At 70.1% G+C, this 14,880-nt stretch carries 10 protein-coding genes; 2 read left to right on the top strand and 8 right to left on the bottom strand.

Annotation, left to right across the window (positions count from 1 at the left end; translation table 11 throughout):
* Positions 1 to 64: 64 nt before the first annotated feature.
* The 4 genes from ACQPYY_RS01345 to ACQPYY_RS01330 all read right to left on the bottom strand — a co-directional run bounded on the left by ACQPYY_RS01345 (position 65) and on the right by ACQPYY_RS01330 (position 4,947).
* A complete protein-coding gene (locus ACQPYY_RS01345) occupies positions 65 to 1,297 on the bottom strand; it encodes a MurT ligase domain-containing protein (RefSeq protein ID WP_433594538.1) in 1,233 nt (410 codons plus the stop codon).
* A gap of 89 nt (positions 1,298 to 1,386) precedes the next feature.
* Complete coding sequence (locus tag ACQPYY_RS01340) at positions 1,387 to 2,010, bottom strand: pyridoxamine 5'-phosphate oxidase family protein (protein ID WP_433592497.1); 624 nt, start codon at positions 2,008 to 2,010, stop codon at positions 1,387 to 1,389.
* Between the two features lie 66 nt (positions 2,011 to 2,076).
* The gene (locus tag ACQPYY_RS01335; protein ID WP_433592496.1) at positions 2,077 to 3,843 is read right to left on the bottom strand and encodes a hydroxysqualene dehydroxylase; all 1,767 of its coding nucleotides are present in this window, start codon (positions 3,841 to 3,843) and stop codon (positions 2,077 to 2,079) included.
* Positions 3,844 to 3,969: 126 nt separating this feature from the next.
* Positions 3,970 to 4,947: an EamA family transporter gene (locus tag ACQPYY_RS01330; RefSeq protein WP_433592495.1), complete on the bottom strand. Its 978-nt coding sequence runs from the start codon at positions 4,945 to 4,947 to the stop codon at positions 3,970 to 3,972.
* A gap of 114 nt (positions 4,948 to 5,061) precedes the next feature.
* Here ACQPYY_RS01330 and ACQPYY_RS01325 point away from each other — a divergent pair, with 114 nt between their 5' ends.
* The gene (locus ACQPYY_RS01325) at positions 5,062 to 5,955 is read left to right on the top strand and encodes a LysR family transcriptional regulator (RefSeq protein ID WP_379103786.1); all 894 of its coding nucleotides are present in this window, start codon (positions 5,062 to 5,064) and stop codon (positions 5,953 to 5,955) included.
* 72 nt (positions 5,956 to 6,027) lie between these two features.
* Positions 6,028 to 7,017, top strand: a complete 990-nt coding sequence (locus tag ACQPYY_RS01320) for an LLM class F420-dependent oxidoreductase (protein ID WP_433592494.1) — start codon at positions 6,028 to 6,030, stop codon at positions 7,015 to 7,017.
* Positions 7,018 to 7,099: 82 nt separating this feature from the next.
* On the opposite strand, the gene ACQPYY_RS01315 is transcribed toward ACQPYY_RS01320, so the two are convergent.
* The 4 genes from ACQPYY_RS01315 to ACQPYY_RS01300 all read right to left on the bottom strand — a co-directional run bounded on the left by ACQPYY_RS01315 (position 7,100) and on the right by ACQPYY_RS01300 (position 14,859).
* Complete coding sequence (locus ACQPYY_RS01315; protein ID WP_433592493.1) at positions 7,100 to 8,887, bottom strand: MinD/ParA family ATP-binding protein; 1,788 nt, start codon at positions 8,885 to 8,887, stop codon at positions 7,100 to 7,102.
* 158 nt (positions 8,888 to 9,045) lie between these two features.
* A complete protein-coding gene (gene leuA, locus ACQPYY_RS01310) occupies positions 9,046 to 10,848 on the bottom strand; it encodes a 2-isopropylmalate synthase (RefSeq protein ID WP_379103507.1) in 1,803 nt (600 codons plus the stop codon).
* A 199-nt stretch (positions 10,849 to 11,047) separates the two neighbouring features.
* Positions 11,048 to 11,965, bottom strand: a complete 918-nt coding sequence (locus ACQPYY_RS01305; RefSeq protein WP_433592492.1) for a transglutaminase family protein — start codon at positions 11,963 to 11,965, stop codon at positions 11,048 to 11,050.
* Complete coding sequence (locus ACQPYY_RS01300; protein ID WP_433592491.1) at positions 11,965 to 14,859, bottom strand: circularly permuted type 2 ATP-grasp protein; 2,895 nt, start codon at positions 14,857 to 14,859, stop codon at positions 11,965 to 11,967. Before ACQPYY_RS01300 ends, ACQPYY_RS01305 begins: the two co-directional genes overlap by 1 nt.
* Positions 14,860 to 14,880: the final 21 nt, after the last annotated feature.

Genomic DNA, 14,880 nt, shown 5'->3' with positions numbered 1-14,880 from the left:
TCCTCTCGCGCCTTCGCGGGGCCCTCCGTGGTTACACTGCGCTGCCGCCTCCGGGCCTGACCGCTCATGCGCGGCCGCCCGTCTTCTCTTCGAGGTCGCGGTTCAGGTCCCGGAACGCGGTGTAGTTGGCCAGCACCTCGACCCGTCCGGGCGGGCAGGAGGCGATGGCGTGCAAGGGATCCGCCACCGTGATGTGCTCGACGCCGGCGTAGGTGAGGCGCACCGCGAGGTCGGTGGCGCGCTCGCCGGCGGCCACCACCTGGGTGCCCTCGAAGTGCTCGAAGCGCACATCCCACAGCCAGGACAGGTCCTCGCCGTCGGGCACCTGGCCGTTGACCGCGATCACCAGACCCGTTGCGGCCGGGTCGATCATGGACAGCGCTTCCTGCCAGCCCGCCGGGTTCTTGGCCAGCAGCATGCGGGTGCTACGGCCGTCCACGTCGACGCTGCGGTAGCGGCCCGCGATCTCCTTCACGGTGCCGGTGGCCGCGGCGGCCACGGCCGGATCCGCGCCCAGCGCGACCGCGGCGGCCACCGCCTGAGCGGCATTTCCGCGGTTGGCGCGGCCCGGAAGGGCAAGGGAGAGGGGCAGTTCCAGGCCGTCGGGGCCGTGCAGGCCCGCCTCGTCGACCCGCCACCGCGGCTCCGGGCGCTGGAAGTCCGCGCCCGTGCTGTACCAGTGCTCGCCCTCCCACACGATGGGCTCGCCGCTGCGCGGGCAGCTGGTGGCGTCCACGGCCCAGCCGCTGCCGGCCGAGACCCACACCACGTTCGGGTGGTCGTAGGCGATGGAGGTGACCAGTACGTCGTCACAGTTGGCGACCAGGACGGCCGCGGGATGCCGGGCCATGCCCTCACGCAGGCGGCGCTCGATCATATTGATCTCGCCGACCCGGTCGAGCTGGTCGCGGGACAGGTTCAGGAGCACCACCACCGACGGGTTCAGGGCGTCGGCGACATGCGGCAGGTGCAGTTCGTCCACCTCGATGGCCGCCAGCGGGGCGGTGCGGTGCGCGGTGAGCGCGGCCACGATCCCGGCGTCCATGTTCGCGCCGTCGGCCTGGGTGGCGACCCGGCCCAGCGACTGCAGGGCGGCGGTGGTCATGCGGGTGGTGGTGGACTTGCCGTTGGTGCCGGTCACCAGCACCGTGCGCTTGCCCCGGCCGAGCTGCGTCATGAGCGAGGGATCGATCTTCAGCGCGATCAACCCGCCGATCATCGAGCCGTTGCCCCGCCCGGCCCGCCGCGAGGCCCACGACGCCGCCGTCGCCGCCCGCAGCGCCAGCTGTCCGCGCATCGAGATGTCTGCCACGACCGCGAGTTTATGGGGAACGGGGAAATGGCGCGCACGCGGTGTGGGGGGCCGCGCCGTGATACGCGCCGCAATCAGCCGTTGTAGAGCTTCTGCTGGTAGCTCTCGACGCTGTAGTACTCCTCGAGCTGTTCGACGGTCTCGGGTGTGGCCGGCTGCACATCCTTGACCAGGCGCGCCGTGCCCGGCAGCGTGTCGGCCGCCCACCGCTCCGGCCGCCAGAGGTCACTGCGCATGAACGCCTTGGCGCAGTGGAAGAAGATCTGCTCGATCTCGATCTCGATGGCGAGGATCGGGCGATGGCCTTTGACGATCATGTCGTCGAAATACGGTGCGTCCCGGAGCAATCGCGCGCGGCCGTTGATCCGCAGGGTGTCGTTGCGGCCCGGAATCATGAAGAGCACGCCCACATGCGGATTACTCAGGATATTGAGGTAGCCGTCGGCGCGCCGGTTGCCGGGCCGCTCCGGGATCGCGATGGTCTTGTCGTCGAGCACCCGCACGAATCCGGCCGGATCGCCCTTCGGCGAGGCGTCGCAGGTGCCGTCCGCGGCGCTGGTGGCCAGCACCACGAACGGCGAGCGCGCGATCCACTCCCGGTCCCGCTCGTGCAGGGTGTAGCGGTCCTTGTTCCGCGGCCGCGGAGCGACCTCCCCCAGTAGTTCACGCAGTTCGACCGGGTCCGTGATCTCGCTCATATCCCCGATTCAACGCCCGCCCGAGGCCCTCACACCAGCTCTTTTCCGCCGGTGTGAGGAATGCCCCTAGGCGTCGAACAGATTCGGCTGCCCGGCCGCGTACCGCTGCGTGTCCAGCTGCCGGAACGGCTCCAGCTCGGGGGCGCGGTAGAGCGTGAACAGCTTGCAGCGCGGCGCGTCCGAACCGGTCACGTCGAGCAGCTTGTTGACCGCCGCACGGGCCGATTCCGAAGCACCCTCCATGGTGGCGAGGTCCACGTTGGTGCGTACGTAATCGCCCGCCAGATACAGGTTCCGGAGGCTGTCGGAATGCGAATCCGGGCGCAGCGCCAGCGAACCCGCGGTATTGATCAGCAGCGGGTCGGCATTGGTGTTGCGCTTCTGCGCCGCGTCCCACGCGATGCCGGTGTCGAGGAACCAGGAGTGCAGGTCGTCCTTGCGCAGCAGCTCGCCGCGGTCGTTGAGATGCGCGTCCAGCTGTGCCCAGGTCTCGCGCGCGATCTCCTCGTGCGTGCACTCCTTGGCCGGTTTGCCGTAGAGGATGCCCGGGGTGTTCCAGTCGGAGATGTCGACCGACAGGCAGTCCTGCACGGTGCCGTCACCCAGACCGGTGACCGGGGTGCGATTCCAGAACTGGCCCTGCGCGATCGAGGTGAGCGACCACGGCGAGTCCACGTAGGCGACGTGCCCGCGCGCGATATCGGTACGGCGGCGCAGGAAGAACTGGATACCGCTCATCCAGTCCACCGTGAGCTGGCTCATGCCCGCCAATTCCGGTCGCAGCGACAGGATCTCGGGCGTCCACAAGGTGCGGGCCACCTCGACCGGCAGCGCGCTCACGAAATGGTCGGCCTCGATTGTCTGGGCCGCTCCCGCCGAATCCACCATCCGCGCACCGGAAATGCGCGCCCCATCCAATTCCAGACCACGGATCTCGGCGTTGACGAAGGTGACGCCGAGTTCGCGCAGCCGGTTGACCCAGGGGTCGATCCAGGCCTCGTTGGTGGAGCCGTTCAGCAGCCGGTCGAGCGGGCCGTCATTGCCGGTCTCGAACGGGTTGCCCAGGAACTGCTCGCCCATATTGCCGATGGTCCGGGTGCTGGCCTTGTCGTCCTTCGCGGCCACCAGCAGGGTGGTGAGCGTTCTGGACAGCAGCATGCGGAATTCGTTGGAACGCTTGCCCGCACCGACGTAGTCCCGCCACGCCACGCTGTCCCACTGCCCATTGCGGCGCGCGTCGCAGCTGGTGTTGAAGACCAGCAGGCGGTTGGCGAAGTAGAGGGCGTCGGCCGTGCCCATATTGGTGGAGGTGGTGATCGCGGACCCGACTGTTTCGCGGAAGTTGTCGGGGGTGGACCACGGTTTCCCGGCCTTGCCCATCGGAATGATGGTGTCGTCGGTGCCCTTGCGCGAGAAGCGCGCCTCCGACGCCGCGACCAGGTTGTCCCATACACCATTGGCATTGCCCGCGAACGGGATTCGCCGCATGGTGTCTGGAATATGACGGTAGAAGCCGGGGAAGAAACGGAATCCGTGCTCACCCCACAGTTCCGGCTTCCCGTCCTTGCCGCTGCCCGGGACGGGAATGCTGCGCGCCTTGCCGCCCAGCGCCCGCCGCTCGTACAGGGTCACCTCGAAACCGCGTTCGGCCAGTTCGTGCGCCGCGGTCAGACCCGCGACACCGCCGCCCAGCACGGCTACCCGACGTCCAGCGGCCGCGTGGGCGACGCCGGGACGGGCGGCCCCCGCCGCCACCGCTCCCGCCATCGCCCCGGCCGCCATTGCTCCACGCAGCACCGATCGCCGCGTGACGGACAAACGCTGTCCTGCCATACCCGTTACCTCCCACGCCTGGTCAGCATCCTATGGAGCTGTCGCAGACAGATGGTCGGTTGGGGTGGAAATTTTCATCCCGAAGGTCCGGAATTCGGCTGAACAACAACAAACAGGACTGCTCAGCTAGGCCTCGACGAGCGCAGGGTCCTGAATTTGGCGGTGTGTCGGCTGGGCGTGTCGAATTGGCCCGGGCGTGGCGGCTTCCACCCCGACCGCCGCGACCCGGCGGCCCGCCGAGGTCGCGGTGAACGCGCCGGCGAGCACGATCACCGCCCCGACCAGCGACAATACCGACGGCGCCTCGTGCAGGAAGGCCCACGAGGCGGCGATCCCCACCACCGGCACGGCCAGCGACAGCGGGGCCACCGTGCTCGCCGGATAGCGGCTCATCAGATACGTCCACAGACCCGAACCCGCGATGGTGCCCAGCGCCACGATGTAGGCCAGGGCCGCGAACGCGGGCCACCCGGTCGCCGAGAACGACGCGATCAGGTCGTTCCAGCCGGTGGCCGGCCCCTCGGTGAGCGCGGACAGCGCGAACATGGGGATCGGCGGCACCACGGCCATCCACAGCGTGAGGTGCAGCGGATTCACGTCCTCCGACGAGGCCGCGGCCAGCCGCGACCCGATATTGCCGAAGGCCCAGCCCAACCCGCCCAGCAGCGTCAGCAGCAGGGGCAGCAGGGCCGCGTGGTGCGCCCGATCCCAGCCGATCACCGCCATTCCCGCCAGGGCCACCGCGATCCCCGCCAACTGGACCCCCCGCAGTCGTTCCCTCAGGAACACCGCGCCCAGCAGCACCGTGAACGGCGCGGACGACTGCAGCACCAGCGAGGACAGCCCGGTCGGCATCCCCGTCCGCAGGGCCGTGAACAGGAAGGCGAACTGCAGGATCCCGAACCCGATCCCGTAGAGCAGCAACCACTTCCACGCCACGCGGGGCCGCGGCACGAACAGCAGCACCGGAATCGCGATGACGGCGAACCGCAGTCCCGCGAAGAAGAACGGCGGGAAGTGCTCCAGCCCGACATGGATGGCGAGGAAGTTCAGCCCCCACAGCACCACGACGGCGAGTCCGAGCAGTCGATCGCGATTGGTCATGCCGAGAATATTGCTGGCGCTAATAAATAAGGACAATCGAATAATTCTGCACTCACGATGTAGTAGAACTTAACTGTGCCGATCCCCGAACCACCCCGCTCCGACGGGCCGCTGATGTCGCTCGAACGGCTGCGGGTGCTGCGGGAACTGGCCGATCGCGGAACAGTTGCCGCGGTCGCCGAAGCCCTGTCCATGACCCCGTCCGCGGTCTCACAGCAACTGAAGGTGCTGGCCCGCGAGGCCGGGGTGCCGCTGCTCGAGCCGGATGGCCGGCGGGTGCGGCTCACCGATGCCGGTCGGGCCCTGGTCGTGCGCGCGGACGAGGTGCTCGCGGCCATGGAACGCGCGGTCACCGAGATGGCCGAGTACCGGGGATCGCCGCGCGGACGGGTCCGGGTGGCGCTCTTCCCGTCCGGGGCCGCGCTACTGCTGCCGCACGTGCTGGCCGAACTGGCGGGCGGCGGCGTGGACGTGGTCGCCAGCGACGAGGACGTGCCGCCCAGCGAGGTGCCGCGATTGCTGGCCGATTACGACGTGGTGCTGACCCACCGCGACGAGCGCGCGCCGTCGCTCACCGGGCCGCGGGTGGCGTCGCGGGTACTGATGCGGGAGCCCATCGACGTGGTGGTCGCGCCCGACCACCGGCTGGCCCGGCAGGGCGCGGTGGTGCCCGCGGAACTCGCCGACGAGACCTGGATCAGCGTGCGCACCGGTTTCCCGGTCGACGACGTGCTGCGCTCCATCGCCACCGTGACCGGCGTGCAACCGCGGATCGCGCAGCGCCTCAACGAGTTCAGCGTGATCGAGGCGCTGGTGGCCACCGGGTACGGTGTCGCCCTCATGCCCCGCTACGCGGTCCGCCACCCGCACCTGGTGATGCTGCGCCTGGCCGGGGTGCGCGCCGCCCGCGTCTACGATCTGGCCACCCGCCCGCACGCCGAGCGGCGGCCCGCCGTCGCCATGGTGATCGCCGCCTTCCAGGCCGCCGCCCGGCACGCCACCACCTGACCCCGCGCCGGGCGACCGGATGGAATGTCAGCGGTTGACTTGGAGTGCGCTCCAAGTCCTACGGTGGCGCTCATGAGCATTCGACTCGGGTATCAGATGCCGAACTTCAGCTACGGGGTCGCGCCCCGGGACCTCTTCCCGGCGGTGGTGGCGCAGGCGCGCGAGGCCGAGGCGGCGGGCTTCGACGCGGCCTTCGTGATGGACCACTTCTACCAGCTGCCGCTCCTCGGAGCGCCCGAGGAACCGATGCTGGAGGCGTACACCGCGCTGTCCGGCCTCGCGGCCTCGACCGAGCGAATCCAGTTGTCCGCCTTGGTGACCGGCAACACCTACCGCAACCCGGCGCTCACCGCCAAGACCGTCACCACCCTGGACGTGGTGAGCCGGGGACGGGCCGTGCTCGGGATCGGCGCGGGCTGGTTCGAGCTCGAACACCAGGCCTACGGCTTCGACTTCGGCACCTTCACCGAGCGCTTCGAGAAGCTCGAGGAGGCCCTGGAGATCATCACGCCGATGCTGCGCGGCGAGCACTCCACCTTCGACGGCAAGTGGTATCGGACCAACAACGCCATGAACGAGCCGCGGGTGCGCGACGACCTGCCGATCCTGCTGGGCGGCGGCGGCGAGAAGAAGACCTTCGGGCTGGCGGCCCGGTTCGCCGACCACCTCAACATCATTTGCAATGCCTCCGAGCTGCCCCGCAAGCTGGACGCCCTGCACGCCCGCCTGGACGAGGCGGGCCGCGACCCGAAGACCCTGGAAACCAGCTTCCTGGCCTTCGTCATCGTCGACGAGGACGGCGATCGCGCCCGCAAGACCCAGGCCGAGATGCTGGCCCGCATCGGCATCACCGACCTGGGCGCGCTGCCCAACGAGGCGCTGCGCAACTCCCCGGCCGACCGCCAATTCGTCGGCACCCCGGACGAAGTGGCCGAGCAGATCCAGTCGCGGGTCCTCGATCACGGCATCGACGGCATCATCGTCAATCTGGTCACCAACGGGCACGAGGCAGGCACGGTCGAACTGGCCGGGCGGGCGCTCTCTCCCCTGGTCCAGGGCTGAATCACCACACGGCACCGGACAGACAAAACCCCGCGGTTCCGTTGAACCGCGGGGTTTTTCGTTCGTCGGATCCCGCCGGAGCTCAGCCCTGTGGGGGGAACCCGCCCGGCTGGAAGCCACCCTGCGGAGGCATCCCGCCCTGCGGAGGCATCCCGCCCTGGTGCGGGGGCATACCGCCCTGCGGCGGCGGGAAGCCACCCTGCGGCGGGAAGCCACCCTGCTGGGGCGGGAAGCCTTGCGCGGCAGCCTGATAGCCGAAGTCGTCGGCCACCATGGCGGCCAGTTCCAGCAGCGCCCGGCGGGTGGGCTTGCCGACCAGTTCGAGGTCGATCTCCGCGCCCTCGGCCAGGTGGTCGTCGAACGGGACGACCTGCACGGCCCGGGTGCGATCCAGGAACAGCTTGCGCAGCTGGTCCAGGTCCACCGTCGAGGAGCCCTTGCGAGAGGCATTGACCACCACCACGGTTCGCTCCACCAGCTTGTGGTAGCCGTGGTGGTCGAGCCAGTCCAGGGTGGCCGAGGCGCTGCGCGCGCCGTCGATGGCCGGGGAGGTGACCAGCACCAGCGAACTCGCCATATCCAGCACGCCGGACATGGCCGAGTGCATCAGACCGGTGCCGCAGTCGGTCAGGATGATGTTGTAGAACTGCTGCAGGATGCCGATGGCCTTGCGGTAGTCCGCCTCGGAGAACGCCTCCGACACGGCCGGATCCTGTTCGGAGGCCAGCACTTCCAGTCGGCTCGGCGCCTGCGAGGTGTGCGCCCGCACATCGGAGTACCGGCTGATGTGCCCGTCCTCCAGCAGGTTTCGCACCGTGGAACGGGTCTGCCGCGGCACCCGGTGCGCGAGCGTCCCGAGGTCGGGGTTGGCGTCGATGGCGATCACCCGGTCACCGCGCAGCGACGCGAAGGTGGAGCCCAAACCGACAGTGGTGGTGGTCTTTCCGACGCCGCCCTTGAGCGACAGGATGGCGATCCGGTAATCCCCCCGCACCGGCTGGTTGACCCGGTCCACCAACTGCCGGTACACCACGTCCGCGGCCGACTCGCCCGGGTTGATGACACCGCCGGACGCCTTGTGCACGGCGCGCCGCCAGCCGCTGCCCGGCGCGCGCCGGGCGCGCTTCAAGAGATTGAGGTCATTGACCGAATGTCCGGGCGGCGGCGGCTGCTGACCGTACTGCTGCCCGAACGAGCCCTGCTGCGGCGGAATCCCCTGCTGCTGCTGGGCATTCCAGCCCGGCTGGAAACCGACCTGCGGCTGCGGCTGCTGCGGCGGCGCGGCCGGGGGCGGCGACCAGCTGTAGATCGGCCCGCCCGGCTGATCGTTGGAGGGCGCGAACTGCCCCGGCTGTCCGGGACCGCCGAAGTGGCCCGGCTCCCCTGGTTCACCCGCCTGCTGCTCGGGGAACACCCGGCGCACCATGCCGTCGCTGCCGATCTCCTGCCGGACCTCACCGTAGGGCGTCTGCTCACGCACTTCGCCGATCGGCGGAAAACCGCCCGGCGCACCGGGATTCGGCGGCGGGGCGAACTGCCCGGCATCCGGCGGCGGAAAGCCGCCGGCGGGCGGGAATCCCGGCGGGCCGTACGGTCCGGGCCCGCCCGGCGCGAACGGATTGTGGCCGTCGGCCGCGAAGGGATTGTGGCCGTCCGGCCCCTGGGGTCCCGGGAACGGTCCGCCATTGCCGGGATACACCACGGTCTGGTCGATCGAATCCGGTACCGGCGGAAAGAATCCGGCCGCCTGCTCCTCGGAATCGGATTCCTTCGACTCGGCGGGCCCGCCCGCTTCCACCTCGTCGAGGATGTCTTCGACGTCCTCCGCCACGATCGGCTTCGAGGTCGAATTCTGATCTTTCGTAGTCACGTGTCCCCCATCTGCTCGACAGCTCGAACAGAGAGCTCGGCGCTATTGCGACCCAACGCTAGCATTGTTGACCCGCCCGGACGCGGCGAGCCCGCCTCGACGAAGTCGAGACGGGCTCTCCTACCTGCGTTTTCTCTCAGCCTCGAGGCTCAGGCCACTCAGGCCTTCCGGGCAGCGCGGTTGACCGCGGAGACCACCGCGCGCAGCGAGGCGGTCGTGATCGAGGTGGCGATGCCGACGCCCCAGGTGACCTGATCGCCGATGGCGCATTCGACGTAGGCCGCGGCCTGGGCGTCGTCGCCGGAGGACATGGCGTGCTCGCTGTAGTCCAGCACCCGCACGTCGTAGTCGATGGTGGCCAGCGCGTCGACGAAGGCGGCCAGCGGACCGTTGCCCTCACCGGTGATGGCGTGCTCGACACCGTCGACCTTGACCACGGCCTCGATGTGGTCGACGCCGCCGTCGGTCTCGGACGCGGTCACCTTCTGGCGCATGCGCTCCAGCGGCAGGATCGGGGTCAGGTACTCCTCGGAGAAGACGTCCCACATCTCCTTCGGGGTGACCTCGCCGCCCTCGCCGTCGGTGATCCGCTGCACGGCCTGCGAGAACTCGATCTGCAGGCGGCGCGGCAGCACCAGCCCGTGATCGGTCTTCATGATGTAGGCGACGCCGCCCTTGCCGGACTGCGAGTTCACCCGGATCACGGCCTCGTAGGTGCGGCCGACGTCCTTCGGGTCGATGGGCAGGTACGGAACCTCCCACACGATGTCGTCGACGTCCGCGCCCTGCGCGTCGGCGGCAGCCTTCATGGCGTCCAGGCCCTTGTTGATGGCGTCCTGGTGCGAACCGGAGAAGGCGGTGTAGACCAGGTCGCCGCCGTAGGGGTGGCGCTCGGCGACGGGCAGCTGGTTGCAGTATTCGACCGTGCGGCGGATCTCGTCGATGTTCGAGAAGTCGATCTGCGGGTCCACGCCGCGGGAGAACATGTTCATGCCCAGCGTGACCAGGCAGACGTTGCCGGTGCGCTCGCCGTTGCCGAACAGGCAGCCCTCGATGCGGTCCGCGCCGGCCTGGTAGCCCAGTTCGGCGGCGGCCACGGCGGTGCCGCGGTCGTTGTGCGGGTGCAGCGACAGCAGAATGGAGTCGCGGCGAGCCAGGTTGCGGTGCATCCACTCGATGGAGTCGGCGTAGACGTTGGGCGTCGCCATCTCCACGGTCGCGGGCAGGTTGATGATCAGCGGCTTCTCGGGGGTCGGCGCGATGATCTCGGAGACCGCGTCGCAGACCTCACGGGCGTAGTCCAGCTCGGTGCCGGTGTAGGACTCGGGGCTGTACTCGTAGCGCCAGTTGGTGTCCGGGTACCGCTTCTCCACCTCCAGGCACAGCGCGGCCGCGTCGGTGGCGATCTTCTTCACCGCGTCGCGGTCCGCGCGGAAGACCACGCGGCGCTGCAGGATCGAGGTCGAGTTGTAGAAGTGGACGATCACGTTCGGGGCGCCGGCGCAGGCCTCGAAGGTGCGCTCGATCAGTTCCGGGCGGGACTGGGTCAGTACCTGGATGGTGACGTCGTCCGGCACCGCGCCGTCCTCGATGATCTCGCGGACGAAGTCGAAGTCGGTCTGCGAGGCGGACGGGAAGCCGACCTCGATCTCCTTGTAACCCATGCGCACCAGCAGGTCGAACATGCGGCGCTTGCGGGCGGGGCTCATCGGGTCGATCAGGGCCTGGTTGCCGTCGCGCAGATCCACGGCACACCAGCCGGGCGCGCGGTCGATGATCTTGTCCGGCCAGGTGCGGTCGGGCAGCTCGACGGGCTCGACCTCCTCGGCGAACGGCCGGTACCGGAATACCGGCATGGAGGAGTTCTTCTGCTTGTTCCAGGCCGGCTGGTCAGCGGGCGCGGGCTTGGACGGCGCGGTGATGATGCGCGTACCGGATACGAAAGCGTCAGCGGGTGACATGGCGATTTATCTCCGAGGTGTGGCTGGATCCCAGTTATTGGGTAGACCGGCACGGCAGATCCCCGCGGCGGGAGCCGGTCCGAATCAGACCCCGTCGCGGCGGCCGAGGAGAAGTGCCCGCTGCATGATGATCACGAGTTTACAGGGGTGCAATAGACGCCTGGAAGCAGGGGAGGCGGGGGCCACATCGTCGAGTGTGTCACTCCGGGGCCCGAGCCGGGCCGACATCGGGCGAGATGGGGGCGATATCGGGCGTGACCGGGGCGACGTCGACGGAGACGGTGATGGTGGATTCGCGGGCGTCGGTATAGATGATGCCGCGCAGCGGGGGGACGTCGGCGTAGTCGCGGCCCCAGGCCACGGTGACATAGCGGTCGTCGGCGAATTGGTCGTTGGTCGGGTCGAAGCCGATCCATTGACCCGCCCCGCCGGGCAGCCAGACGCCGGCCCAGGCGTGGGTGGCGTCCGCGCCGACCATCCGTTCCTTGCCCGGTGGCGGGTCGGTGGAGAGGTAGCCCGAGACGTAGCGGGCGGCCAGGCCCTGGGACCGCAGGCAGGCGATGCCGAGGCGCGCGAAGTCCTGGCAGACGCCGTGGCGTTCGGCGAAGACGTCGGCAACGCTGGTGCTGACCGTGGTGGAGCCGGATTCGTAGGCGAAGTCGGTGTGGATGCGGGTGGTCAGCTCCCGGACCGCGTCCAGCAGGGGACGGCCGGGCGGGAACGACTCGGCGGCGTAGGCGGCGACCTCGGGAGTGATCTCGGGCGGGGTCAGGTCCAGGGTGAATTCGACCGCGAGCGGACCGTTTCCGGCACCGGGGCGGGCTTGCTCCCAGGGTGGTTGCGCGGTGGGGACGGCGGGCGGGGCGACCTCGACCAGGGATTCGCCGGTGACCTCGAGGCGGCGGTGCCCGGCGGTGACGTGGAAATACAGGGTGGTGTTGCCGTACACGTCCACGCCGACCGACCGGTCCGACGGCGCCGGATCCACCCGCGTGTCATGGGAGAGCAGCCGCTGACCCGGGAACTCGCGCGGGGTGAGATACGCGCGGCCGTAGGAACTGCTGACCACGTCGGAGTACTCGTAGATGGTGCGGTGCAGCACCCGGTAGCGGCGCATCAGCCCACCACCCGGGCGGTGCCCCACAACGGCTGGATCTCCGAGGGCACCGACAGCCGGGTCGCCTCGAAGGATTCGGAGAGCTTGCGCAGCCGCAGGTGGACGCCGTCGAGCAGCTCGGCCAGCTCGGCGCGGCGCCCTTCGGCGTCGACCGCCTCCAGGTCGGCCGGATCGACGCGGCGCAGCATGCGCTGGGCGTCGGCCAGGAGTCGTTGCGGGCGAGCGGATCCGGAGGCGCCGGGTATCGCCTGGAAGTCGTCGTCCAGGCGTTGCAGCTGGTAGGCCAGCGAGCGCGGATTGTGCTCGTCGAACAGCAGCAGACCCGCCACGGCGGCGATGCGCACCGAATCGCGGTGGCGGCGGCGGTAACTCACCGCGGAGACGGTGGCCTGGAGGACGGCGTCGGTGACCACTCGCCCGGCCTCGGGCGGATGGTCGCCGGTGAGCGCGGAGCTCATCAGCGCCGCCAGCGCGAGAGCGCGTTCCAGGCGGCGGCCGATGTCCATGACGTGCCAGCCGGTGTCACGCACCGTGGACTCGGCGTCGATGCCGGTCAGCGACAGCAGCGCGGACAGGGCGCGGGAGTGCACGGCGGACAGCGCCGCGCCCCGATCACCCAGCGCGTCACGGTATTCCGACAGGGCGCGGTCCAGGGAGCCGAGCACCATCCAGGTGTCGGGCGAGAGTTGATCACGGACGGCGCGGGCGGCCTTGGCGTAGCGCTCCACGGAGAAGGCCACCGAACCGGTGACATGACGGTCGACGGTGAGCGAGACCAGGTAGTCGTGATCGCGGCGGGAGGCGCCGGGCAGAGCGATCGGGACGGTCGGTTCGTCGGAGTACTCGCGGCGACGGGAGATCTGCGCCGCGCCCACGGGCTCGGGCAGGGACTGCGACTGTCCGGCGGCTTCCGGTCCGGGCTGCCCGGCGGATCGCGGTGAGGTCCCCGGACGCGCACGCGACGTCGATACCCCGGGACGCCGCCTGCCGGAGCGGTCCGTCGAATCCTCGTGCACCGGCACCGGTTTGACGACGACCCGGGTCGGCGCGGGCAGCGCGGTACCGGTCATGCGGGCCAGCGCCTCCATCAGGACCGGCATCGCCTCCGCGCCCTCCATCCAGGGCCGATAGCGGTAGTCCTGGTGCCGGTCGTGAATGGCGGCGAGCAAGCGCACGGTGACCTCGGCGCGTTCGCCGTAGCGGCCCAGCCAGAACAGGTCGTCGAGGACGCGCGGCGAGCTGACCACATCGACGGGGGTGACGGCCGCCACCGGGCGTTCGCGCTCCTCCGGCACCTCGACCGCGGGCACGGCCGGGACCTCCGCGGGCGTGGCCCGCACCCAGACGTCCTTGGCGGCGGCCTCCCCCACCATGCCGGCGGGACCACCGCGCTGGTGCAGCTGCCCCAATCCGCCTTGCATGACGCGGTATCCGACCCGGCCGGCCAGTGAGAACAACCGGACCGCGACGGGTGCGGCGACCAGTCCGCCCGAGCCGTCCACCGCCGGGGCGACGGAGAACCGGGCGGGTTCCTGCCCCACCCATTTCCAGCCCTCGGCCTCCACCCGGGTCCGCCACTGCGCGCGCTGGGCGGCGGTGAGCACCGGCCCGAAGACGGTGGCGCCGTCGACGGTGGAGCGCAGGATCAGCCGGTGCAGGTTGGCCGTCAGGTGGGAGCGTTCGGAATCATCGCCGCCCCAATAGGCTTCGACACCGGGCAGCGTGAGCTCCTCGTCCAGCAGCCGTCGCGACAGCCGGGGCAGGAAGGGGGCCAGCCCCGGATTCTCCAGCAGCCCGCTGCCCAGGGTGTTGACGACCGTGACCGCGCCGCGGCGCAGCACCTCGACCAGCCCGACCACGCCCAGCCGCGAATCCGCGCGCAGGTCCAGCGGATCGGAGAATTCGGCGTCCACCCGGCGCAGCACCACGTCGACCCGTTTCAGGGTGCCCAGTGATCGCATCCACAGGCGGCCCTCGCGGACCACCAGGTCGGCGCTCTCGACCAGCGGGAAGCCCAGCACCGATGCCAGATACGCCTGATCGAAGGCTGTTTCGGAGTGCACGCCGGGGCTCAGCACCACCACCACGGGGTCTTCGTCGGCGGCACGGGGCGCGGCCTCGATGAGCATCAGCCGCATGGCCCGCACGAACGGGGTGAGCGGGCGCGGGCTGGCCAGTTCGAACGCCTCGGGGATGGCGGCGGACACGACGCGGCGGTCGGCCAGCGCGTAGCCCGCGCCGGACGGGGCCTGCGCCCAGTCGGCCAGCGCCCGGAACCCGCCGTCGCTCCAGCGGCTGACATCGCAGGCGTGCAGGAACAGTTGATGCCGTCCCGGCAGCGAGATGCCGTGCGCGGCACGGACATACCCCCGGTTCGCGAAGACCAGCTGCGGTGGCAGCAGGCCCTCGGTGAGGGTGCGGCGCGGGCCGTAGACGTCGGCGAGCACGGCGTCCAGCAGTCGGGAGCGTTGCACCACACCGGATTCCAGGGCCGCCCATTCGGTGTCGGAGAGCAGCAGCGGGATCGGGTCCAGCCGCCACGGCGAGGGGGTGGCGGGTTCCGCGGAGACGGTCAGTTCGGTATAGGTGATGCCGTCGTCCTCGACCAGCCGCCGGACCCGGGTGTCGATGCGGCGCAGCCCTTCCCGGCCCTGGTCCAAGACGTCGGCGGACAGGTCTGCCCACATGCCGCGCAGACGGCCGTCCCGATCGGCGAGTTCGTCGTAGTAGCCGCCGGTGGCGAGGCCGCAGGCGTCGCGCGCGCCGGTGTCGGCCGCGGCGGCGCGGTAGTTCGCGAACTCCTCCAGCACTTCCCGGCGCGCGGACAGAGCGGTCCAGCGGTCGGGTTCTCCCGGCGTGGCGTCTCCGGGCGGCACCGCGTCGAGCACTGTCACCACAACCACTTCCCCGGGTAT

The sequence above is a fragment of the Nocardia sp. CA-145437 genome, from assembly GCF_050956485.1.
In the GTDB taxonomy this organism is placed as follows: Bacteria; Actinomycetota; Actinomycetes; order Mycobacteriales; family Mycobacteriaceae; genus Nocardia.
This window is presented reverse-complemented; position numbering and strand designations above follow the sequence as displayed.

Coding starts and splice junctions, on each gene's coding strand:
- ACQPYY_RS01345 (WP_433594538.1), bottom strand. CDS start 1,297: ATGCGCGGACAGCTGGCGCTGCGGGCGGCGACGGCGGCGTCGTGGGCC.
- ACQPYY_RS01340 (WP_433592497.1), bottom strand. CDS start 2,010: ATGAGCGAGATCACGGACCCGGTCGAACTGCGTGAACTACTGGGGGAG.
- ACQPYY_RS01335 (WP_433592496.1), bottom strand. CDS start 3,843: ATGGCAGGACAGCGTTTGTCCGTCACGCGGCGATCGGTGCTGCGTGGA.
- ACQPYY_RS01330 (WP_433592495.1), bottom strand. CDS start 4,947: ATGACCAATCGCGATCGACTGCTCGGACTCGCCGTCGTGGTGCTGTGG.
- ACQPYY_RS01325 (WP_379103786.1), top strand. CDS start 5,062: ATGTCGCTCGAACGGCTGCGGGTGCTGCGGGAACTGGCCGATCGCGGA.
- ACQPYY_RS01320 (WP_433592494.1), top strand. CDS start 6,028: ATGAGCATTCGACTCGGGTATCAGATGCCGAACTTCAGCTACGGGGTC.
- leuA (WP_379103507.1), bottom strand. CDS start 10,848: ATGTCACCCGCTGACGCTTTCGTATCCGGTACGCGCATCATCACCGCG.
- ACQPYY_RS01305 (WP_433592492.1), bottom strand. CDS start 11,965: ATGCGCCGCTACCGGGTGCTGCACCGCACCATCTACGAGTACTCCGAC.